The sequence below is a fragment of the Mesorhizobium sp. B2-3-15 genome, from assembly GCF_006442875.1.
GTDB lineage: Bacteria > Pseudomonadota > Alphaproteobacteria > Rhizobiales > Rhizobiaceae > Mesorhizobium > Mesorhizobium australicum.
In genome coordinates, this window is the sequence record NZ_VFVO01000015.1 from 106,581 (window position 1) to 127,379 (window position 20,799).

General features: G+C 61.8%; 19 protein-coding genes and 1 tRNA gene. 11 read left to right on the plus strand and 9 right to left on the minus strand.

The features are described 5' to 3' along the window. Positions 1-148 precede the first annotated feature (148 nt). Genes FJ954_RS26670 through FJ954_RS26685 form a run of 4 tightly spaced genes read right to left on the minus strand, consistent with a single transcriptional unit; the run spans position 149 to position 3,527 of the window. Positions 149-1,126 carry a quinone oxidoreductase gene (locus FJ954_RS26670; protein ID WP_140619646.1) on the minus strand — a complete coding sequence of 326 codons (978 nt, stop codon included), beginning with the start codon at positions 1,124-1,126 and terminating at the stop codon, positions 149-151. 27 nt (positions 1,127-1,153) lie between these two features. After that, the gene (pcsA, locus tag FJ954_RS26675; RefSeq protein WP_181173904.1) at positions 1,154-1,972 is read right to left on the minus strand and encodes a phosphatidylcholine synthase; all 819 of its coding nucleotides are present in this window, start codon (positions 1,970-1,972) and stop codon (positions 1,154-1,156) included. Next, complete coding sequence (locus FJ954_RS26680) at positions 1,969-2,583, minus strand: DUF1326 domain-containing protein (RefSeq protein ID WP_023795157.1); 615 nt, start codon at positions 2,581-2,583, stop codon at positions 1,969-1,971. The genes pcsA and FJ954_RS26680 overlap by 4 nt, the downstream gene beginning before the upstream one ends. A gap of 14 nt (positions 2,584-2,597) precedes the next feature. After that, on the minus strand, positions 2,598-3,527 hold the full coding sequence (locus FJ954_RS26685) for a DUF2182 domain-containing protein (RefSeq protein WP_140664470.1): 930 nt from the start codon (positions 3,525-3,527) through the stop codon (positions 2,598-2,600). A gap of 72 nt (positions 3,528-3,599) precedes the next feature. On the opposite strand from FJ954_RS26685, the gene FJ954_RS26690 reads away from it, so the two are divergent. Both FJ954_RS26690 and hspQ read left to right on the plus strand, forming a co-directional pair. Then, positions 3,600-4,814 (plus strand): UbiH/UbiF family hydroxylase, encoded by a 1,215-nt coding sequence (locus tag FJ954_RS26690; protein ID WP_140664473.1) that lies wholly within the window; start codon positions 3,600-3,602, stop codon positions 4,812-4,814. Between the two features lie 147 nt (positions 4,815-4,961). After that, positions 4,962-5,285, plus strand: coding sequence for a heat shock protein HspQ (gene hspQ / locus FJ954_RS26695; RefSeq protein WP_027142695.1), 324 nt, complete (start codon positions 4,962-4,964; stop codon positions 5,283-5,285). An 84-nt stretch (positions 5,286-5,369) separates the two neighbouring features. Here the strand turns inward: hspQ and FJ954_RS26700 are convergent, their stop codons facing one another. Beyond that, on the minus strand, positions 5,370-5,999 hold the full coding sequence (locus FJ954_RS26700; protein WP_015317881.1) for an invasion associated locus B family protein: 630 nt from the start codon (positions 5,997-5,999) through the stop codon (positions 5,370-5,372). Positions 6,000-6,231: 232 nt separating this feature from the next. Between FJ954_RS26700 and FJ954_RS26705 the strand changes: the two genes are divergently transcribed. The 4 genes from FJ954_RS26705 (at position 6,232) to mgtE (ending at position 12,815) form a co-directional block, all read left to right on the plus strand. Next, positions 6,232-8,052: an extracellular solute-binding protein gene (locus FJ954_RS26705; RefSeq protein ID WP_140619652.1), complete on the plus strand. Its 1,821-nt coding sequence runs from the start codon at positions 6,232-6,234 to the stop codon at positions 8,050-8,052. Positions 8,053-8,067: 15 nt separating this feature from the next. Further along, positions 8,068-8,748 carry a DsbA family protein gene (locus FJ954_RS26710; protein ID WP_015317879.1) on the plus strand — a complete coding sequence of 227 codons (681 nt, stop codon included), beginning with the start codon at positions 8,068-8,070 and terminating at the stop codon, positions 8,746-8,748. 539 nt (positions 8,749-9,287) lie between these two features. Further along, positions 9,288-11,180 (plus strand): ABC transporter ATP-binding protein/permease, encoded by a 1,893-nt coding sequence (locus FJ954_RS26715; RefSeq protein ID WP_181173931.1) that lies wholly within the window; start codon positions 9,288-9,290, stop codon positions 11,178-11,180. Between the two features lie 270 nt (positions 11,181-11,450). Then, positions 11,451-12,815: a magnesium transporter gene (mgtE, locus tag FJ954_RS26720; RefSeq protein WP_140664478.1), complete on the plus strand. Its 1,365-nt coding sequence runs from the start codon at positions 11,451-11,453 to the stop codon at positions 12,813-12,815. A gap of 57 nt (positions 12,816-12,872) precedes the next feature. Here mgtE and gor read toward each other — a convergent pair whose 3' ends face one another. The 3 genes from gor to rpiA form a co-directional block, all read right to left on the minus strand. Then, positions 12,873-14,264 (minus strand): glutathione-disulfide reductase, encoded by a 1,392-nt coding sequence (gene gor, locus FJ954_RS26725; RefSeq protein ID WP_140664503.1) that lies wholly within the window; start codon positions 14,262-14,264, stop codon positions 12,873-12,875. A gap of 116 nt (positions 14,265-14,380) precedes the next feature. After that, the gene (locus FJ954_RS26730; RefSeq protein ID WP_140619662.1) at positions 14,381-15,013 is read right to left on the minus strand and encodes a DUF2059 domain-containing protein; all 633 of its coding nucleotides are present in this window, start codon (positions 15,011-15,013) and stop codon (positions 14,381-14,383) included. Continuing rightward, positions 15,000-15,731 carry a ribose-5-phosphate isomerase RpiA gene (gene rpiA, locus FJ954_RS26735; protein ID WP_140664506.1) on the minus strand — a complete coding sequence of 244 codons (732 nt, stop codon included), beginning with the start codon at positions 15,729-15,731 and terminating at the stop codon, positions 15,000-15,002. Before rpiA ends, FJ954_RS26730 begins: the two co-directional genes overlap by 14 nt. Positions 15,732-15,984: 253 nt before the next feature. Between rpiA and FJ954_RS26740 the strand changes: the two genes are divergently transcribed. From FJ954_RS26740 to FJ954_RS26760, 5 genes are all read left to right on the plus strand, one after another. Continuing rightward, the gene (locus FJ954_RS26740; RefSeq protein WP_015317873.1) at positions 15,985-16,668 is read left to right on the plus strand and encodes a phosphoglycolate phosphatase; all 684 of its coding nucleotides are present in this window, start codon (positions 15,985-15,987) and stop codon (positions 16,666-16,668) included. Between the two features lie 139 nt (positions 16,669-16,807). After that, positions 16,808-16,882, plus strand: a tRNA-Val gene (locus tag FJ954_RS26745). 151 nt (positions 16,883-17,033) lie between these two features. Further along, the gene (locus FJ954_RS26750; protein WP_140664508.1) at positions 17,034-17,291 is read left to right on the plus strand and encodes a PepSY domain-containing protein; all 258 of its coding nucleotides are present in this window, start codon (positions 17,034-17,036) and stop codon (positions 17,289-17,291) included. A 137-nt stretch (positions 17,292-17,428) separates the two neighbouring features. Further along, positions 17,429-18,172 (plus strand): lysozyme inhibitor LprI family protein, encoded by a 744-nt coding sequence (locus FJ954_RS26755; RefSeq protein WP_246681156.1) that lies wholly within the window; start codon positions 17,429-17,431, stop codon positions 18,170-18,172. A gap of 103 nt (positions 18,173-18,275) precedes the next feature. Beyond that, positions 18,276-18,752 (plus strand): hypothetical protein, encoded by a 477-nt coding sequence (locus FJ954_RS26760; RefSeq protein ID WP_140664511.1) that lies wholly within the window; start codon positions 18,276-18,278, stop codon positions 18,750-18,752. 3 nt (positions 18,753-18,755) lie between these two features. Here FJ954_RS26760 and FJ954_RS26765 read toward each other — a convergent pair whose 3' ends face one another. Further along, entirely contained in the window at positions 18,756-20,639 is a 1,884-nt protein-coding gene (locus FJ954_RS26765; RefSeq protein WP_140664513.1) for a murein L,D-transpeptidase, read from the minus strand. Positions 20,640-20,799: the final 160 nt, after the last annotated feature.

A 20,799-nucleotide genomic window follows, 5' to 3' on the forward strand; every position in this document is an offset into this window, starting at 1 on the left:
CACCCAACTTGAAAGAGCTTCAAGAATTTCAGCGGAAACTCAAGGGCAAAGATCAGCCTTCCTTCGCACAAGCATATGGCGGGCCGGCTTTTCGGGCAAACCATGCTCGCGGCTGCGGCAGCGCGCTGAAAACCCAGGCAGATTGCCGTCAGGGAACCAGGATGGTCGTACCTGTCGTTCTGCGGCCTTCAAGGTCCGCATGTGCCTTGCCGGCATCTTTCAGCGCATAGCGCTGATTGATCTTGATCTCGACGGCGCCGCTGAGCACGACCTCGAACAGTGCGGCGGCGGAGGCATCGAGGTCCTCACGTCTGGCATTGTAGACGAACAGCGTCGGCCTGGTTGCGAACAGCGAGCCCTTCTGCGCCAGCAGCGACATCGAGAACGGCGGGATGGGTCCCGAGGACTGGCCGAAGCTGACGAACATGCCGAGCGGCTTCAGGCAGTCGAGCGAGGCCGGAAATGTGTCGTTACCCACCGAATCGTAGACGACATCGCACTTCTTGCCGCCGGTGATGGCGGCTACGCCGGCGACGAAATCCTGCTCCTTGTAGTTGATGACATGGTCGAAGCCGTGCGCCTTGGCGAGTTCGATCTTGTCGGTGGAACTGGCGGTGCCGATGACCGTCGCGCCGAGATGCTTCGCCCATTGGCCGAGGATCAGGCCGACCCCGCCGGCCGCGGCATGAAACAGGATGGTGTCGCCCGCCTTCACCTTGAAGGTGCGGCGCAGAAGATATTCCGCGGTCATGCCTTTCAGCATCATGGCGGCGGCCTGCTCGTCGCTGATGCCGTCCGGTACCTTGACGACCTTGCTGGCATCGATGACGCGCTCTTGCGCGTAAGCGCCGGTCGTCACGGCATAGGCAATCCGGTCGCCCGACTTCAGCCAGTCGATGCCCCCGCCGACTTCCAGCACCACGCCGGCGGCTTCGCTGCCCGGAACGAGCGGAAATCCGCCGGGCGGCGGATAAAGACCCGAGCGATGATAGACGTCGATGAAATTGAGACCGATCGCGGTATGCCTGATCAGGATCTGCCCCGAACCCGGCTGGCCAGGATCGGTGTCCTCATGGATCAGGACTTCCGGACCGCCATTGGCGTGGATGCGGATGGCTTTGGACATGGAGAGGATTCCTTGAAGAGCGGCTGGTCAGGCCTTTTTGGCGCCGAGGTTCGGAAAGAACTGCATGAGGCCACCAATGGTTGCGAGATAGAGCCCGGTAACGGTGATTCCGATCTTGGTGAAAGTGCCGACTTGCTCGCCCAGCACGCCGATCTGGTCGTAGAAAGCGGCGAGTGCGGCCTGCGCAAGCGCGAGCGCGCCGAAAGCACACCACAACAGCGTCATGCCGAGATTGATCGGCCGCAGCCGCCTCACCCGCACCGGATGGATGAAGTTTATCGGGACAAAGGTCAGAATGCCGGCCACCACCACCACCGCGAACGAGACCCATTGTCCCGGTTCGATGACAAACAGCGTGAACACCACCATGTTCCAGACCACCGGGAATCCCTTGAAGAAATTCTCCTTCGTCTTCATGCCGGTGTCGGCATAGTAGATCGCGCTGGAGACGACGATGATCGCCGCCGAAAGGAACGACAGGCCCTCGCCCATGAAGCCCCGTTGGTAGAGCGCGAAGGCCGGGATCAGCACGTAGGTCACGTAGTCGATGATGTTGTCGAGGAGTTCGCCGGACCAGGTCGGCAGGATTTCCTTGACCTCCAGCTTTCGGGCGATCGGCCCGTCGATGCCATCGACGAACAGCGCCAGGCCTAGCCACCAGAACATGGCCGTCCAGCGCTCCTCGCTCGCCGCCACCAGCGACAGGAAAGCCAGGAACGAACCGGAGGCGGTCAGCAGATGCACCGAAAACGCACGCGCCTGCGGCCAGGTGACCTTCTTCTTCGGCCGCGGAATTCGGTCGGTGATCTTTCCGGCGATCTTGCGGGCTTTTGTGTTCTTGCTCACGGGCCCCGCCAATCAAGCTTGCAGATCTCGGCCGATCGGCCGGCGAAATTCCAGTTGCGGCCAAAGGCGCGCATCTTGCTCTTGTCGGACCTCGCCACGATGATCTCCGGCGCGATCCAGTATTCCGAATTCGTGATCACCGTATCCTTGTCGCGGTCCTTGCCCGCGATTGGCGTGACCGCCCCGTCGATGATCTTCGGAATCTGGAAGATACGCGTCTTGTCCCGTGTCTCGTAGGTGATCGGCACCTGTTCGACGCCCAGGAATTTGCCGACGAGGATCGAGAGCAGCGACGTGGTCCCGCCGGCCTTGCCGGTGAAGATCCTGGTCAACGCCTTGACCGCGTAAACCGAGGCTCTGATGTCGATGAACAGGCCCGCGGTCCAATTGCCGCGGCTCATGTAACCGGGGATTTCCATGATCAGCCCAAGGTTGAGGCCGGAGAGGTCGACTTCGCCGAAGTGACCCGCATCGATACGGAAACCCGCCCATGTCTGGCAATAGCCTTCTGTTGGTGGGTGACTGCCGAGCGACAAGACGCAAGGGCAAAAAACCGTGCAATTGCAGGAGAGTACGAGCTCTCCTTTCATTGCCCAGCCCGGGTCAGTCATCGAATTCCCCCCAATCACAGTGAGACTACTAGCAGCACGGCTGCCCAGACAAGCAGTATCGCACCGGCCAGCCGGGTTGGAAGACTGCCCATCGTTTGTTTTTCAATTAGGGTGAACACGCCGATCAGCGCCATCCAGAAGACGTTCATGACGCCGACGGCGAACATCACCAGCATCAATGCCCAGCAGCATCCCAGGCACCAGATACCTTGCACGATGCCCAGCCGAAAGATGCGGAAGGTCTCGGCACTCCAGTTTGAAAACAAGGTCGAGAATGGGTTCCGGCATTTCGTCAGGCTGGCCTCCTTGAGGCCGCTGAACTGGTAGAGGCCGGCAACCAGCAAGGCCAGCCCACCAGCAACGCCAAGCACCGGATCGAATACCCCCGCGGACGCGGCGACTGCGTGGACGGCAAGTGTCAGTGCCGCAAACAGCAGCGATGCGGCGAGCCAGGCGCAGAGGTAGCCGGCAACCAGCACCAGCGGATGGACGACCGGCGCCCGCTTGATCCGCGCCGTATCGGCGATCTCGCAATAGGTGCGGATCATCGGTGCCGCCGACGGCAGCATCGCGGCGATCGCCATCAGGAACCACATGAGGATGAGTGCCAAAGCACGCGGGCCGATGCTTGCGTCCAGCGGCGCTGGCGAAAGGCAAAGAACGAAAAAATGGTCCAGGAAATCGGGCAGCGGCAGCTGTGGCAGGTTGCGCAGGAGAGCGTCACCCGGCGCGCTGATCCGCGCCTCGGCGCCGCGTATCGCCATCGCGGCAAGCAGCAGCCAGGCCAACGCGATGCTTGCACAGACGACGACGTTGACCGTCAAACGCGGGTCGCGCGCGACATTTGCCGTGGCGCGGCCGGCGCGGTCGAGATGGCTGAAGTCGTCCTGTTGGCCGGTCATGACATCCGAATGGGCCGAATCGCCGCGTTGATCAAGCCGCATGATCTGCCCTATATGCCTGTTTGGACTGGCAGGTCTGGTGGCCGCCTCTCAACTGCAGACCGGAAGCCGATCTTGGAGCATCAGGAAACAGCGCGGATACTGATTGCGGGCACGGGGCCGGCGGGGTTGATCGCCGCGCTTGCCTTGGCCGATGCCGGCTTTCCGGTGACGATTGCCGGGCCGGAAACCTCGGCTCCCGACGGTCGCACTACGGCGCTCATGACGCCTGCCCTGAAGATGCTGGAACGGGTGGGCGTGCTCGATGACATCAGACCCAAGGGCGCGCCGTTGAAGGTGATGCGCATTGTCGATGCGACCGGCCGGCTGATCCGCAGCCCCGTCGTCACCTTCCGCGCCAGCGAGATCGGCGAGGAACAGTTCGGCCTGAACCTGCCCAACGGCGTCCTTGGCCCGGCGCTTGCCAGCAAGGTGGCCGCGCATTCCGGGATCGAGTGGCGCAGATCCATGGTGAAGGCATGGCATCTCGGCGCCGGCAAAGCGCATGCCACGCTGGCTGATGGCAGCGAGATCGATGCGTCCCTTGCGGTCGCCGCCGACGGCCGCCTGTCGCCGGCCCGCGAGGCCGCGGGCATCTCGACGGCGGCGCGCGCCTACCCTCAGGCGGCGTTTGTCCTCAATTTCGGCCACAACCGCGAACATGGCTTCACCTCGACGGAATTCCATACAGAGACCGGCCCGTTCACGCAGGTTCCACTGCCGGGCAATCGCTCCAGCCTTGTCTGGGTGGTCAAGCCAGAGACCGCCAAGGAGCTTGCCGCTTTGGACGATGCAACGCTCTCGCTCCGCGTCGAGCAAAAGATGCAATCGATGCTGGGCCGGGTATCCGTCGAGCCGGGTCGCCAGATTTATCCATTGTCGACGGTGACCCCCCTGCGTTTCGCGGCGCGACGGGTGGCGCTTGTCGGTGAGGCGGCGCACGTGTTCCCGCCGATCGGCGCGCAAGGCCTCAACCTAGGCATCAGGGATATTGACGATCTGGTTGGAATCGCGCGTGAAAATCGTGAGGATCCGGGGGCTGTTGCGGCCCTTGCTGCATACGATTTCAAGCGCCGGCCCGATATTCTGGCGCGCAGCAGCGCAGTCAATCTGCTCAACATGTCGCTGCTTTCGGACATGTTGCCGGCGCAGATGGCGCGTGGCGTTGGCCTGGGTGTACTTGGCGGCTTTACGCCGCTGCGCGCCTTCTTCATGCGGGAAGGGCTTCGCCCGGGCAGCGGCTTTGCGGCAGTTGCGGGCGGCCTTCGGAAGCCGGCTCGGCAGCGGTAGCGATTTTGCGGACTTTGCCGCGGTATCGCGACGTTCATCAAAACCTTTGTTGCGCATACCGCGTATCTTGAAGGCGCTCAGACGCTCGGGATTGAATTGATGCGGAGTCTGCGCCAAATAAAGCCAAGGAATTCAGTGGTGAGTGCGATGAAAACGGCCAAATTCGCGATCGGACAGGTGGTTCGCCACCGGCTGTTCCCGTTCCGAGGCATCATTTTCGACGTCGATCCGCAATTCGCCAACACCGACGAATGGTACGAGGCCATCCCCGCCGACGTACGGCCGCGCAAGGACCAACCATTCTACCACCTGCTCGCCGAGAATTCGGAAACCGAATACATCGCCTATGTGTCCGAGCAGAATTTGCTCGAGGACCAATCGGGAGAACCTGTCCGCCATCCGCAAATCAAGGAAATGTTCGACAAGAAGCCGGATGGGCGCTATGCGCCGAAACGGCAGTCGAGGCACTGACTTCCGGCATGCTGAGTATGGCCAGAAATGAAAAAAGCGGGGCATGACCCCGCTTTTTTGACTCGCTATATTCCCGACGCCGGATCAGTTGGCGGTCTTCGCCTTGTCCTGCTCGTCCTTGAGCTTCTTGGCGAAATCCTGGTTGTTCTTGGCGACGAAGTCCTGAAGCTTCTTCTGCCGGTCCTCGATGTCCGACTGCTGCAGCGGCGGGCCGTCATAGGCGCCGCTGAAGCCCTGCAGCGCGATCTTGATCGGGTTGGCCTGGTTCTGGAAATTGATCGAGGTCAGCGTGATCCCCTGACCCTTCTTGAACGAAGCGACAAGCTGATCGGTCAGCGGCACTTCCGCCACGCAACGATCCGGGAAGCAGATGACATAGTCGAGCTTCTGCGCCTTGCCGGTGTCGATCTGCAGGCCGATGCCGGGAGGCACGAGGCGGCCGGTCGGGACCGTCACCTGGAACACTTTGCGGTTCACCTTGCCCTTGAGCTCGATCAGGCTGACGCCGGTGACGAGTTGGCCATTGCCAGCGGTGACGATGTTCTGGACATTGCAGATGTCGACGTCTTCCTGCTTGGTGCAGGCCTTGAACCAGCCCTGCGGAATCTGCGGCTGCTGCTGCGCGGAAGCAGAGGGAAGTCCTGCGCCGAGAAAGCCAACCACGCCTGCGGCCATGACCGACAGGCGGTACGCGTTGCTGTTCAGGCTCGTCATGTCGTGCACTTCCTCTCAATGATCCCGGGACCGGCTTCTTCGCGCCGTGTGGTCCAGCTACCTGTTGCCAAAATGAGGCAACAGAATGACTTCGGACGGCGTGTTACACTGCAAGCGGCGTCGAATCCAGCCCGCCGACCGGTAATTCTTGACGACGCCATTGGCCGCCACGCAGGTGCCCCATGCTAGGGTGCGGACCGAATCATCAAGCCGACCTGTTAAGGAGACGGTCATGGGCCGCGTTCTTGTTTGGCTGGTCACCGCATTATCGTTTTTCAGCCTGTCGTCGCCTCCGGCGCTGTCGGAGCCGAAACACGCGATTGCGATGCAGGGCGAACCGGCCCTGCCGCCGGACTACACCCATTTCAGCTACGTCAATCCCGACGCGCCGAAGGGTGGCAGCATTACCTATTGCGTCGTCGGCAGCTTCGACAATCTCAACCCTTTCATCCTGAAAAGCCTGCGCACGACCGCGCGCGGCATGATGGACACGATTTACGGCAATCTGGTCTTCGAGCCGCTGATGCAGCGCAGTGCCGACGAGGCCTTTACCCTTTATGGGCTTCTGGCCGACACCGCCGACATGGATCCCGAGCGCAAGACCATCGAATTCCATCTCAACCCGAATGCCAAATGGTCGGATGGTCAGCCAGTGACGCCGGAAGACGTGCTGTTCACCTACGATGCCTATACGCAGAAAGGCCGTCCGCCCTACAGCGACCGCATGGCCAGGATCGCCAAGCTCGAAAAGACGGGCGACCATAGCGTGCGCTTTACCTTCAATGACAAGGCCGATCGTGAGTTTCCGCTGATCATCGCGCTGACACCGATCATCCCCAAGCACGCTTTCGACATCGACACTTTCGACAGGACGACGCTGAAGCCGTTGATCGGCAGCGGTCCCTACAGGATCGCGCAGGTGACGCCCGGCCAGCGCATCGTCTTCAAGCGCAACCCCGACTATTGGGGCAAGAACGTTCCCGCCAAGCGCGGTTTCGACAATTACGACCAGATCACCATCGAGTATTTTCTCAACGCCAACGCCAAGCTCGAAGCTTTCAAGAAGGGTCTTTGCGCCATCGACGACGACAGCGATCCGGTGAAACGCGAGCGCGATCTCGACTTTCCGGCGTTTCATAGGGGAGACGTTGTCTCAGAAACCTTCGATACCGGCATTCCACCCGTCGTGACGGGTTTTCTGTTCAACACGAGGCTGCCGAAGTTTTCCAACCCCGTGGTTCGGCGCGCGCTCGGCATGCTTTATGATTTCGAATGGGCCAACAAGAACCTGTTCGGCGGCAAGTACACCCGCACGATGAGCTACTGGCAGAACTCGGAGCTTTCCGCGCTCGGCCATCCGGCTGATGACAGGGAAAAGGCGCTGCTGGCGCCCTATCCCGGCCGCGTGCCGGCCGACGTCATGGACGGCACCTGGAAACCGCCGGTGACGGACGGTTCGGGCCAGGACCGCAAGGTGCTGAAGACCGCTTTCGATCTTCTGAAAAGCATCGGCTACCATGTGCAGGACGGCACGATGATCGATCCCGACGGTAAACCTTTCGGCTTCGAGATTCTGACCGCCTCGCAGGATGAAGAACGTCTGGCCGGCATCTATCAGCGCACGCTTGAGAAGATCGGCATCAATGTCAGCATCCGCAGCCTGGACGGCGACCAGATCCAGTCGCGCAAGCAGCGTTTCGATTTCGAGGTCCTGATCGGCTCCAGCGGCTTCAACAATTCGTTGTCCCCTGGCATTGAGCAGATCGGGCGCTGGTCGTCCGCCGCGGCCAGGACCGAGGGATCGTTCAACCTCGCCGGCGTCGCCGATCCGGCGATCGATGCGGCCATCGACGCAATGCTGCGAGCCCGTTCGAAAGAGGATTACGTCGCGGCGGTTCGCGTTCTCGATCGGCTGCTGATCTCCGGCAATTACATGGTGCCGATGCAGTACAATACGCAGCAGTGGCTTGCTTACTGGAATTATCTGGAACATCCGCGCAAGACGCCCATATTCGGTTATCAGCTGCCAACATGGTGGCGCAAACCGAACTGAAGTCCGGAGATCGAGATGAGCGAAGCGAACGCCATAACCGTCGACGTGGTGTCGGACGTCGTCTGCCCGTGGTGCTTCATCGGTCAGAAGCGGCTGGACAAGGCGATCGCCGCGGCCGGCGATGTCGAAGTGCATATACGCTGGCGGCCGTTCCAACTCGATCCAACCATTCCGCCGCAAGGCAAGGACCGCCACGACTACATGCTGGCCAAGTTCGGCAGCGACGAGCGCATTCGCGAAATTCATGCTCGCATCGAACCGCTTGGCGAAGCTGAAGGCATTTCCTTTGCCTTCGACGCTATCAAGGTGGCGCCGAACACACTCGACGCGCATCGGCTGATCCGCTGGGCCGGTGCCGCCGGCGAGGACGTCCAGAACCGACTGGTGCGCCACCTATTCCAGCTGAATTTCGAGGAAGGCGCCAATATCGGCGACCACACCGTCTTGGTCGAAGCTGCCCGCGAGGCCGGCATGGACGCCGCTGTTGTCGAAACGCTCTTGCCGAGTGACGCTGATGTCGAGGCGGTTCGCACGGAAATCGCCACCGCGTCGCGCATGGGCATCACAGGCGTGCCGTGCTTCCTGCTCGAGGACAAATATGCCGTGATGGGTGCGCAGGATGCCGACACGTTGGCCGATGCGATCCGTCAGGTCGCGGCGGCCAAGGCGCGTGGCGAGTTGGAGAAAACCGGCTGAGGCCAGGGGACGCCACTTCTCCTCCATTTTGACGTAGCTGATGAAAGAGCCGCTTGCCATTGGGCCGGTGCGGATCCCCCATTTGGTTGACGAATGGGCAAGAGAACGATCCTGCACTCCCGCTGTTCCGATGCGATATTGGCGACTTCGCCGCGGCAAGGAAGCGGCGTCGACCCCGGCCCTCATGATTTTTTAAGTCACGAAACCGTGTACCAGGTTTCCCCAGGGGAAGATCGACAAAAGCCCCGTTCGCCGCGTCCAAGCTGCTGAAACCAATCAAAATTTCCTGATCGCTGCCCACCGTTTTGCTGGCGATTCGATCTTCAATCTGTTGCTTCAGTGCAACGGCCGCGAGAGCAATCCCACAGGCCTGGTTTAAAAATTAATGGAAAATGATCAATTGGTGTTACCATCCGTAACAAAACAAAAAAGGTTTGGGCGGGATCGTGATTCGGATCGGCAGGCGATCGCAAGAGTCAGTACCGGATGGACTACGCAGCGACGCCGCAGGGCGGTCGCATTTGACGCCGGTATCCTCGATGCGCAATTTCTGGGGGCTCGTGCGAGCCTACTGGATCTCGGACCGCTGGAAGGAAGCCTGGGCGCTGACGCTGGTGATAGCCCTGCTCACCGCGCTGTCCAGCAAGGCCAGCGTGTGGTTCGCCATGGCGTCGGGCGAATTGGTGAATTCGATCGCCTTCCTGCACGATGCCGCCAACACCAGGCCCTTGGAGACAATCCTGACCAACGCCGGCATACTGGTGCTGCTGGTCATGCTCAAGGATGTCGGCTTCACCGGCGTGCGCAATCTCGTCTCGGCAACCTTGCACCGCAAATGGCGCGGCTGGCTGAACGACCAATTCAACCAGGCCTTGCTCGACGGCAACCATACCCATTTTCACGCTCAACATGGTTCCGCGGACGGCGGCATCGTTGCGCCCGACAATGTCGACCAGCGCATCCAGGAATCGATCAAGGACATGACCGGCGGTGCGATCGGCCTCGCCATGGGCGTGCTGGGGCTGGCGACTTCGCTCTATTTCATAGGCCAGAACCTGTTGCAGTCGTCAGTGGAGGTCAAAGGCCTGGAGTTCCTTGGCAGCTATGGCAGCGCTGTTCTCGCCCTTCTCGCGGTTGCCACTTACGTCCCCCTCAATACCTGGATCGCCGTCAAGCTCGGCAGCCTGCTGGAACGTCTCAATATTCGCATGCAGAAGGCCGAGGGAAGTTATCGTAGCGAACTGACGACGTTCCTGCGCCGCAGCTTCCATGTCGCCGCCTCGCATGGCGAGGGCGTGCAGAAGAGGATGCACGACCGGCTCTATGTCGACATCGATCGCACCTGGGGGCGGCTGAATGTCGTCAACTCCAGCTATATGTCGTTCGAGCTGATCTACAACTTCGTCGGCGCCCGTATCGTCGCCTATGCTCCAGGCCTTGTGCCGTTCATCCACAGCCGCTTGGACTATAAAGGCTACATCACCGGCTCCGAAATGGTCGCCCAGCTCATCAGCCAGTGTTCCTGGTTCATTCATGTCATGCCCGCCATCGCGACGCTGCGCGCCAACAGCCAGCGCGTGACGGAGCTCGCCAACGCGATCGAGAAAGTCCAGCACCCGCAGGAATTCTACAGCCAGAGCGGCCGTTCCGACTTCCACTACGCCAGCCAGAATCCGGTCTTCGGTCTGACCATCCAGAAGCTGGAGCTGGCGCATCAGGGTGAGGATGCGACACCATTCCTCAGTTCCGCCAACCTGCGCTTCCGGCGCGGCGAATGGACCTTCCTGAAAGGCGAATCCGGGTGCGGCAAGACCTCGCTGATCAAGGCGATCAACGGCCTGTGGCCTTATGGCCGCGGCACCATCGTCTTCCCCGAGGGCGTCAAGAGCTTCTATGCCGCTCAGGAGGTCAAGCTGCCGCAGGTGTCGCTGAAACAGCTGGTCTGCCTACCAGGCTCCGAAGGCGACCACGGCGATACCCAGGTCGCGTCGGCACTGCACAAGGCTGGCCTTGGCGATTTCATCGAACACATGGCCAATGAAAGCCGCGAGGGCAAGAGCTGGGATCAGGTCCTGTCGGGCGGCCAGAAGCAGAAGCTGGTGGTGGCTCGTATCATCCTGCAGCAACCGGGCCTGCTGTTCCTCGACGAGGCGACCGGGGCTCTCGACCCTGATGGCAAGATTGCCTTCCACCAAGCCATCAAGGACAACTGCCCTGATGTGACGGTGATCAGTGTCATGCACGAAGCCGTGGCACCGAGATCTGCTGCCGGGACCGAGTTCTACCACTCGATGGTCCTGATTGCCGACGGCGTCGCCACGAAGAAGCCGCTTGCCCCAAGCCTGCCGCTGGAACTCACCACGATCCTGGCCCAGCCAAGGCCGGTCGAGGACAAATGGACGCGTTTCTCGCGCCGGCTGAAGCAGAAATAACGCTGATGTCCCCGTGGCTTGCCACGGTGAACGGTCCACGGTGATCACAGTCTCGCGATCCGGGCCGTTCGGCACTGTTTTCCTTCCTCACCGCGATTGACTCGGCAAGGCGCGCTCCTATGTTGCGCCGGCTTGCAGCAGTCAAAAGCGAACCCGCAAGCAGAAAGGTCACCGCGCCATGCCTGGCGACAGTCACAGTCGAACGCAACGGCCGTCCGCCTAGACGTGACCTGAATGGTTCATGTCCTGCCGGACGGCAAGGAGTGAGCCATGAACGATTTTTTCCCCGTAGCGGACGACGAGGCCGTCGCTATCGCCCGCATCCTTGCCAATGATCACGTCGCCGACCTTGTCGAGGCGCTCAACCATGAATCGCGCGAAACCGCGACGGAGCTGCTTTGCGCCGTACCCTTCGAACGGCTGGTCGAGATTTTCGACCAGCCTGAGCTCGAAGGCGCGCCCGAACTGGCGGAGGCCCTGCCCCGTCCCAAGGCGAGCAAGCTGCTCACCGCCATGTCCGTCGACCGCGCGGCCGACATCCTGCGCGAGCTCGACGAGCCGGCACGCTCCGAGCTGCTCGATGCGCTGGCGCCGCCGCTGCGCGCCACCCTGCTTTCCATTCTGGGCTATCCCGAAGGCAGCGCCGCCTCGATCATGACCACGGAGTTCGTCAGCGTGCCCTCCGACTGGACCGTCGGACGCACGCTCGACTACATCCGCAAGGTCGAACGGACGCGCGAGACCGTCTATGCAATCTACATCGTCGATCCGCGGACAAATCTCCTGGTGCGGTCGACGGGCTTGCGTCGGCTCATCACCGGTGAACCGGACGACCCGATCCTGTCGGTAGCGCCGGACCGCCTGCCGGTGACAGTCACTCCGCTGACGGATCGTGAACACCTGGCGCAGACGATCTCCAAATACGATCTGCTCGCCGTCCCGGTCGTCGACAACGGCAAGATCCTCGGCATCGTCACCATCGACGACATCATCGACACGATGATCGAGGAGACGACCGAAGACGTGCATCGCTTTGGCGGCATGGAGGCTTTGGACGAGCCGTACATGAAGATGAGCTTTCTCGCCATGATCAAGAAGCGCGGTGGTTGGCTCTGTGCGCTGTTCATCAGCGAGATGCTGACGGCCAATGCCATGCAAAGCTATGAGGGCGAGCTGGAGAAGGCGATCGTGCTGACGCTGTTCATCCCGCTGATCATGAGCTCCGGCGGCAATTCCGGCTCGCAGGCGACCTCGCTGGTCATCCGCGCGCTGGCGCTGCGCGAAATCGGCCTTCGTGACTGGTGGCGGGTGGCGCTGCGCGAACTGCCTACCGGTCTCGTGCTCGGCGCCATGCTGGGCGCGGTCGGCGTCTGCCGCATCGCGCTCTGGCAATATATGGGCTTCTATGACTATGGCCCGCACTGGCCGTTGATTGCCGCGACCGTTGGTGCCGCACTGGTCGGCATCGTCACCTTCGGTTCGCTGTCGGGGTCGATGCTGCCTTTCGCCCTGAAACGGATCGGTTTCGACCCCGCCAGTGCATCCGCGCCGTTCGTCGCCACGCTGGTCGATGTCACCGGACTGGTGATCTATTTCTCGGTGGCGCTCGTCATCCTGCGCGGCACTTTGCTGTAGCGGTTCGACTGCCGCCGCCGGCCATGGCTGGCGGCGGCAGCGCCGCGTCAGGCGACGTCAGACGCGCTCGCCGTCCTTCACCCGATAGGTCGGCTTGTACATGGTGACGAGCTCTTCGGAGGCGGTCGGGTGCACGGCCATTGTGCGGTCGAAGTCGTCCTTGGTCAGTCCGGCCTTCAGGGGGATGCCGAGCAGCTGTGCCATTTCGCCGGCATCCGGCCCCAATATGTGGGCGCCGAGAACCCTGCGCGAAGCGCCATCGACGACCAGCTTTATCAGCATCTTTTCGTCACGGCCCGACAGCGTGTGCCGCATCGGCCGGAAGCTGGCGCGGTAGATTTCGACATCGGCGAAGCGCTTTACGGCTTCGTCTTCCGACAGGCCGACCGTGCCGATTTCCGGTTGCGAGAAGACAGCCGTTGCGATCGTGTCGTGGTCGGGCGCCGTCGGATTGTCCTTGAAGGCCGTCTCGACGAAGCACATGGCTTCGTGAATCGCCACCGGGGTCAGCTGCACGCGGTTGGTGACATCGCCGATCGCCCAGATATTGTCGATGCTGGTGCGGGAATACGGGTCGACCTTGATCGCACCGGTCGCGGCGGTCATATCGAGGCCTATGCCTTCCAGGCCCATATTCTCGGTGTTGGGGAGGCGGCCGATGGCCAGCATCACCTGATCGACCGTCAGCACCTGCCCCCCGATGAGCTGCGCGTCGAGCCGTCCGTCCGGCCGCTTGCTGACCGATTCGGAGACGGAATGGCAAAGGATCTTTATCCCCTTCTTCTCCATCGTCTCATGCAGCGTGCGCCGCAGGTCCATGTCGAAGCGGCCGAGGATTTCCTTGCCGCGATAGACCAGCGTGGTGTCTACGCCGAGGCCATGGAAGATGTTGGCGAACTCGACCGCGATATAGCCGCCGCCCTCGATCATGATCGCCTTTGGCAGGTCCTTGAGGTCGAAAGCTTCGTTGGAAAAGATGCAGTGTTCGTGGCCGGGCAGCGCCGGATGCGCCGCCGGACGGCCGCCGGTGGCGATCAGGATCTGATCGGCGGTGACGGTGCGGTCCTCGCTCAGGAGGTGGATCACGTGCGGGTCGACGATCATCGCCCGCGTGTGAAACGTCTCGCCACCCGAACCCTCGACATTCTTCTTGTAGATCGCTTCCAGCCGGCTGATCTCGCGGTCCTTGTTGGCGACCAGCGTCTGCCAGTCGAAACTGGCTTCCGGCACTGTCCAGCCATAGCCGGCGGCGTCGGCGAAATGCTCGGGAAATTGCGAGGCATAGACATAGAGCTTCTTCGGCACGCAGCCCCTGATGACGCAGGTGCCACCGAAACGGTATTCTTCGGCAATGCCAACGCGCTTGCCGAGCGCTGCCGCGACCCGCGCCGCCCTCACCCCTCCGGAGCCGCCGCCGATGACGAAGAGGTCGTAGTCATAACCGGCCATGAAGCGGCTCCTTGAACGCCAAAATTCGACTGACAGGTAGGCCGCAAACCGTCAAAAGAAAAGCCCGGACAAGCCGGGCTTCACAGATGGCCGCAAGGCCGTCGGAAAGATCACGATCAGTTCTGCGTGCCGTCCGCCGGCGCAGAACCGTCGGCGGGGGCCGCGCCATCCGCCGGAGCAGCTCCGTCCGCAGGAGCAGCACCATCCGCGGGGGCGGTTGCATCGGCGGGTGCGGCCGGCGCCTTGGCTTTTGCCGCCGCTGCCAGAGTCTCGCCGACTTGCTGGGCGAGATCGCGCGCGACGCCGTTCTGCCAGATGTCGGCGGCCTTGACGAGGTCACGCGTCACCGTCGGGCCGCTGTCGAGCAGCTTCTTGCCGGACTCGGAGCTGTAGAAAGCCGCGATGTCGGAGAGTTCCTTTTCGGAAAACACCTTCGCATAGGCAAGAGCCGCTTCCTTCTCGAGATCCGCACGGCGTGAGGCCATCGCCAGCGCCTTCTCGTTGATCGTCTTGCCGATCAGTTCCTGCATGTCCGGGTTCTTCTGGATAAGCTGCGATTCGAGCGCCGCGGCGGCCTGCGGCAGGATGTTGTCGAACGGGTCGGTCGCGTGGATCGCGGCGACCGCGGCGCGTGCGGCCTTCAGATGCGATTCCGTGACGTCCTGCGCGAAGACAGGCGAGGAGAACGCGAAGACGGCCGAAGCCGCCACAAGGACGGAAAGACGGCGAACCCGGTTATGCAACATCATGATCGGTAGAACTCCCTGGTTTTCGGGCGGCATGGACAGTTTGGATACCGTCGCCGCCGGCGATGATGGCCGCTGACGCCAGCCCGATGAAAAGACCATGCTCGACCACGCCAGGAATGGCGTGGAGAGCATTCGAAAGCGCTCTTGTATCCGGAATGCGGCCAAAAGATGCATCGAGGATAAAATGGCCGCCGTCTGTAACAAAAGGCTGGCCTCCCGTCATCCTCAATGTCACCGGACCGGAAAGGCCGAGATTTCCAGCCGCCATGGCCACGGCGATCTCGGTCGCGCGCAGGCCGAACTGGTTGACTTCTATTGGAAGCGGAAACCGGCCGAGTGTCTCGACCATCTTCGAACGATCGGCGATGACAATCATGCGCTGCGAGGCCGCGGCCACGATCTTCTCGCGCAGCAGCGCCCCGCCGCCGCCCTTGATCAATGTCAGCTCCGGGTCGACCTCGTCGGCACCGTCGACGGTGAGATCGAGCTCAGGCGTTTCCTCCAGCGTCGACAGCGGCACGCCGAGTTCGCGGCACAGCGCAGCAGTGCGTTCAGAGGTCGGCACGCCTGTTATGGTCATGCCGGTGGCGACCTTGTCGGCAAGCAGCCGCACGAACTCCTCGGCGGTGGTGCCGGTTCCGATGCCGAGCCGCATGCCGTCGCTGACATGGGCAAGGGCCGCCCGCGCGGCCTCGACCTTCAATTGCCTCGCATCCATGCTGCTTTGCTGCCCTGAAACCGAATGCATGTCGCCCAAAATGACCTCGGCTTTGGGAAAACGACATGCATGAAAGAAAGACCTGAAGCGTGCCGCATGAGTCTGTTTCGACGCGACGCGCTTTAGCGTTTTCGGCTCCTAGCATTTTTGCAGGCCGGGTCAAAGCCCTTGGCGGCCGTCCCGCCGGTCTGCTTGCCTTAACGCGTCGCAGCCGCTATCGCCTGCCCATGCACAAACCTGCGCAGGATGGATCATGACTCGCCCGATCATCGTGTTCGACCTCGATGGAACGCTGATTGACACGGCGCCGGACCTGCTCGACAGCCTCAACCACAGCCTGGCGGCCAGCGAACTATCGGCCGTCGACGAAGCCGGCTTCAAACGCTTCGTCGGCCATGGCGGCCGGGTGATGATCGAACGGGCGCATGCCGCGCAGCAACGATCCCTCAAGGTCGAGGAGCACGACCGGCTGCTGAAACTGTTCCTCGATCACTACACCGACAACATTCCGGGCAAATCCCGCCCCTACCCCGGCGTGACCGAGGCGATTGCCCGTTTTGAGAAGGCCGGCTATCTGCTGGCAATCTGCACGAACAAGTACCAGGCCAATTCGCTGGCGCTGATCGAAGCACTCGGCTTGACCAGGCATTTCGCGGCAATTGCCGGGCAGGACACGTTCGCGTTCCGCAAGCCCGATCCGCGCCACCTGATCGAGACCATCAAACTCGCCGGCGGTGATCCGCACCGCGCCTTGATGGTCGGCGATTCGCAAACCGATATCGACACCGCCAAGGCGGCCGGCATTCCTGTCGTCGCCGTCGATTTCGGCTACACCGACCGTCATGTGCGCGAGTTCGAGCCCTCGGCGGTGATCTCGCATTTCGATGCGTTAACGCTCGATCTGGCGCAAAGGCTGATCGGCGCCGCCGCACACTGAGCGCCGACGATGAAAATCTCTGCGGAACGGGCCTTGGCGAGACCGCAAATCCGATCTGTGTGACAACACCAGACGCTGCCTTGACTTAATGGGTCGGCCTCCCTTATATCGCGGCTCGCTTGGCCTTCGGGCAACGAGCGGGCGATTAGCTCAGCGGGAGAGCACACCCTTCACACGGGTGGGGTCGCAGGTTCAATCCCTGCATCGCCCACCATCTGTTTGCTGAACGTCACATCGGCAGCTACAGCCCGCCTTCCCCTTTGGCGCTCTGCCTTTCCGCACAGGCGCTGAACGCCGGAACACCCACATGCGGAACAAACCTGCATGACAGCGAGTTTCCTTGAGTCGAAACTTGAGGGAAAACCATGTCCAGATTTCTGCTTGCGGCCTACGTCGTCGTTCTTTTCGCCGCCGGACCCGCCTTTGCCGCGGATGAAACTGCACTGCCGCCACCCAATGCCAAGAAGCTGTCGGAGATCATCGCCAAGGTCGAGCAGCGTGACGGGTTTCGCTACGTGAAGGAGGTCGACTGGGACAAGGACGGCTACACCGTCACCTACTATACCTCGGACAAGGCAAAGGTCGAAATCGTCTTCGATCCTGTGACGGCCGAACCAAAATAAGGTTCGCGGACATCACGTCGCGAATGCGCTGCGTCTGCGTGTTCTCAACGACAAACCGAGCGTCAAAATTGTCCATCCTGGAGTATGTTAGGCTGGGCGCGGGGCCGCGCCCTGGGCAATCCTGTTGGCTTGGGGGCATGATGCGATGTTTCGTTAGACTCTGTCTTCTATCTGTATCCGCCATCGTCTCAGCCGGCGGCTTCCTTGCCGTTTCTCCGGCATTGGCGGACGGGCCGTCCTTCGACTGCGGCAAGGCAAACCTGCCGGCGGAAAAGGCGATCTGCGCCGACCCGCAGTTGTCGGCGATCGATCTGCTGGTTTCGAAGGCTTACAAGGAATTCGAGCCGGCGTTCGGCGGCGACAAGCGCAAGATTGCCCGCGGGCTGATCGCCGATCGCAATGCTTGCAAGAGCGATACCGCCTGTATCGCCAGCGCGCTCGACAACGCCTTGCAGACCTATGGAAATGCGCCGTCCTGGGTGCAAGACTACACCATCGCGCTGATCGGCAAGAAGGCGCTGGACGCCGCGGCACGGAACCCCGGCAATAAGGACCAGCCCCTGCCCTTGGCGATCGGCCAATGCGCGTCGACGCATATCGAGACGCTGACCACGCGGCTTGGCGACGATCCGCTGGAAACGGCTACTCCCGAAGCGGGCAGCGCGGCCACATTCACCAATGGCGGCGGCGCCGTATCCTACGATCGCGAGGCCGGCCTTGCCGCCGCCCAGGTCGGCGAACCCGTCGTCATGTGCTTGATCTCCATTCCCAGGGACTGCCCCAAGGACGACGACCGTGGCCGGGTTTATTATTCCGTCGACCTCGTCGCGAAAGGCTCCTGGGCTCTCCCGGATTCGCAGCACATGTGCGGCGGCGCCTGAGTGGCGGGATTTTCACCGGCGGGCCCAGGAGTGTTCCGTCTCCCCTTGCGTCAATTCGCCATTGATGGCTGATTGTGGAGGGACCGGGCTTCAGGGGGTGGGTATGTCGGCTGCGAAGCACTTGATGAAGCGCGTCCTCATGATGCTGGCCGGCTATCTCGTCGCCATACTGGTTGGTCTGATCGCCGTCGTGGCGATCTATGCCGCGCTGAGTTCCCTGCCCAACGCGCCAGCCTATTTCGACCTCATGGGGGTCTCGCCGATCGCGGCCTTTGTGGTACCGCCGCTCGGCATGTTCATCTATTTCCTGACCATCGTGGTGACCGCGCCCCAGACGCTGATTTTTGCGCTGATCGCCGAATTCTTCTCTCTTCGCAACGCTATGCTGCACATGGTCTTCGGCGCCGCGGCTGCGGCCGGAGGTTTCTTCCTGATCTGGCCGGGCGCGGCGGAGGACGTGGATCTGGAGCGCTGGGTCGACATCGGCATCATAGCCGCCGCCGGTCTGGTTGCCGGGCTGGTCTATTGGCTGATCGCCGGGCGCGACGCCGGTTTCAGGCGCTCGCTGTCGGAGCGATAACGACTAGCTCGAGGGTGAGCGCACCGCCTCGGTTGCGTCCAGGGCCTGCTTCAGCCGGGAATCGCGATCGTAGACGTCGCTGAAATACTCGACCTTGCCGGACATGTCGGGCCAGGCGGTGAAATAAGCGACATAGACTGGGATCTTGCGTATCACATCCTCGGTCGAGTGTCCGTGCTTCAATTTCTCCGCGATATAATCGACCGAGGTGCCGAGCACTGCCGCCGCCATGCCGCGCGGATCCTGCAGGCGCACGCAGCCATGGCTGAGCGCGCGCATATCCTGCTTGAAAAACGATTTCTGCGGCGTGTCGTGCATGTAGATCGCGTGCTTGTTGGGGAACAGGATCTTCAGTTCGCCCAGAGCATTGGCCTCGCTCGGCTGCTGGCGCACATTATAGGGAATGTTGGCGCCATAAGCGCCCCAGTTCACCGCCGACGAAGGGATGCGCTTGCCGCGTGAATCCGTCACCTCGTAGCCGGCCCGGTCAAGATAGCCGGGATCGCCGCGCAACCTCGGCAGCATTTCGTTGACGATGATCGACTGCGGCACGCCCCAGTAGGGGTGGAAATCGACCTGCTTGATCTGGTCGTAGAAGAAGGCGGTCTGGTTGGTGACGCGGCCGACGACGGCACGCGTCTTCAATTTTTCCTGGCCGTCGTCGATATAGCTTGCGGTGAAGGCAGGCTGGTTAATGAAAACACGCGGGCTGCCGAGATCGGAAGGCAGCCAGCGCAGTTCTTCCAGCGCCACCTCCACCTTCAGCAGCCTGTCGGCCTTCGACGTCCCGGCCAGCGTGGCGACCGTGCGTGGACCGATGACGCCATCGCCCTTCATGCCTTCCTTCTGCTGCACCGCCTTGATCAGCGGCACCAGCTCGGGAACGTAGACTTCGCTGGTTGCCAGCCGCGACAGGACCTCGCCATAGGTGCCGCCCATCTCGTCATCGAGATTACGCGCGATCAGCGACAGCAGCTTCGGCAATTCGGGGCTGGTTTCGCCTGGCTTCAGAAGCAGCTTGGGATCGACGACGATTTCGTTCTCGGCGCTCGCCTGCAGCGCTTCCAGTTCGACGCGCAGCGCCTGATATTCCGCATTCTGCGGATGGCGCGATTCCAGATAGGTGCGAACCTCCTGGGTATGCGCCAGAGTCTTCAGCACGCCCATCATGTCGAGCGGCTTGGCCGGGAAATCGTAGTAGCCGGTCATGCGGTTGGGCTCGACACGGCCATTCTGGGCGTCATGGGCATAGCGCAGGACACGTGCCGACAGCGCCATCTCGAATCGCACGAGCTCCTTCAGCTTGACCTCGTCGTCCGCCGAGGACGAACTGGCGGCAGGCACATCGACCGTGTAGTCGGCAGGCGTGAGGCCGTAGCTTGCAGCCTCGCCAAGCACCCGCACGGCATCCTGCGCGCGGTTGTTCGGGGTGGTTCCGGTCACCCAGATGAAATCCGGGTTGGCCGAGTAATAGGCGATCAGCGCCTTGGCGATGTCGGGCTCGGCATAGAGTTCATAGTCGGCGAGCCCGGCAATGGCTTCATGGAAGGCAGCACCCGTGGCCGAAGGCACGAAAGCGGCGTCTTGCGGTGCAGCCGGCTGCGGCGCCGTCGCCAGCGTCGAGAAGTCGACACGCACCAGCTTGTCGGCCTTGTAAGTATAGTAGGACGGACTGCTGATCCTCGCGCCGCCGCCGGCCGGAGCGTTCGGCTTGGGTTTGTGCTTTGGCGGAGGAGGCGGAAACTCGCCTTTCGGCTCATGCCTGATGCCACCGCCGAACAGCATGTCGAAAAATCCCTGGGCTCCTGCCTGAGGCATGCCGAAAGCCAGCGTCGCCGTAATCGCCACCAGCGGCATCACGGTTGCTTTTTTACCGAGGAATTTCATGGATCACCCGCTCCGGTCGCAACCGGTTCCCGTTCCGCACGCTAGACCGTCCCGCTCACCGCATGGCGGATGTAAGGCGCGACTATACCGATTCATACCGATTTCGTTAAGCTTTCATAAATTTCGGCAGGGCTGTTGCAGAACGGTTTCACAACATCGT

Bases quoted from the DNA above. Each gene is read 5' to 3' on its own strand.
- FJ954_RS26670 (WP_140619646.1), bottom strand. From the start codon at position 1,126: ATGTCCAAAGCCATCCGCATCCACGCCAATGGCGGTCCGGAAGTCCTG.
- FJ954_RS26710 (WP_015317879.1), top strand. From the start codon at position 8,068: ATGAGCGAAGCGAACGCCATAACCGTCGACGTGGTGTCGGACGTCGTC.
- FJ954_RS26680 (WP_023795157.1), bottom strand. From the start codon at position 2,583: ATGACTGACCCGGGCTGGGCAATGAAAGGAGAGCTCGTACTCTCCTGC.
- FJ954_RS26750 (WP_140664508.1), top strand. From the start codon at position 17,034: ATGTCCAGATTTCTGCTTGCGGCCTACGTCGTCGTTCTTTTCGCCGCC.
- FJ954_RS26705 (WP_140619652.1), top strand. From the start codon at position 6,232: ATGGGCCGCGTTCTTGTTTGGCTGGTCACCGCATTATCGTTTTTCAGC.
- rpiA (WP_140664506.1), bottom strand. From the start codon at position 15,731: ATGGATGCGAGGCAATTGAAGGTCGAGGCCGCGCGGGCGGCCCTTGCC.
- FJ954_RS26755 (WP_246681156.1), top strand. From the start codon at position 17,429: ATGATGCGATGTTTCGTTAGACTCTGTCTTCTATCTGTATCCGCCATC.
- mgtE (WP_140664478.1), top strand. From the start codon at position 11,451: ATGAACGATTTTTTCCCCGTAGCGGACGACGAGGCCGTCGCTATCGCC.
- FJ954_RS26765 (WP_140664513.1), bottom strand. From the start codon at position 20,639: ATGAAATTCCTCGGTAAAAAAGCAACCGTGATGCCGCTGGTGGCGATT.
- FJ954_RS26685 (WP_140664470.1), bottom strand. From the start codon at position 3,527: ATGCGGCTTGATCAACGCGGCGATTCGGCCCATTCGGATGTCATGACC.
- gor (WP_140664503.1), bottom strand. From the start codon at position 14,264: ATGGCCGGTTATGACTACGACCTCTTCGTCATCGGCGGCGGCTCCGGA.
- FJ954_RS26760 (WP_140664511.1), top strand. From the start codon at position 18,276: ATGTCGGCTGCGAAGCACTTGATGAAGCGCGTCCTCATGATGCTGGCC.
- FJ954_RS26715 (WP_181173931.1), top strand. From the start codon at position 9,288: ATGCGCAATTTCTGGGGGCTCGTGCGAGCCTACTGGATCTCGGACCGC.
- hspQ (WP_027142695.1), top strand. From the start codon at position 4,962: ATGAAAACGGCCAAATTCGCGATCGGACAGGTGGTTCGCCACCGGCTG.
- FJ954_RS26730 (WP_140619662.1), bottom strand. From the start codon at position 15,013: ATGATGTTGCATAACCGGGTTCGCCGTCTTTCCGTCCTTGTGGCGGCT.
- FJ954_RS26700 (WP_015317881.1), bottom strand. From the start codon at position 5,999: ATGACGAGCCTGAACAGCAACGCGTACCGCCTGTCGGTCATGGCCGCA.
- FJ954_RS26740 (WP_015317873.1), top strand. From the start codon at position 15,985: ATGACTCGCCCGATCATCGTGTTCGACCTCGATGGAACGCTGATTGAC.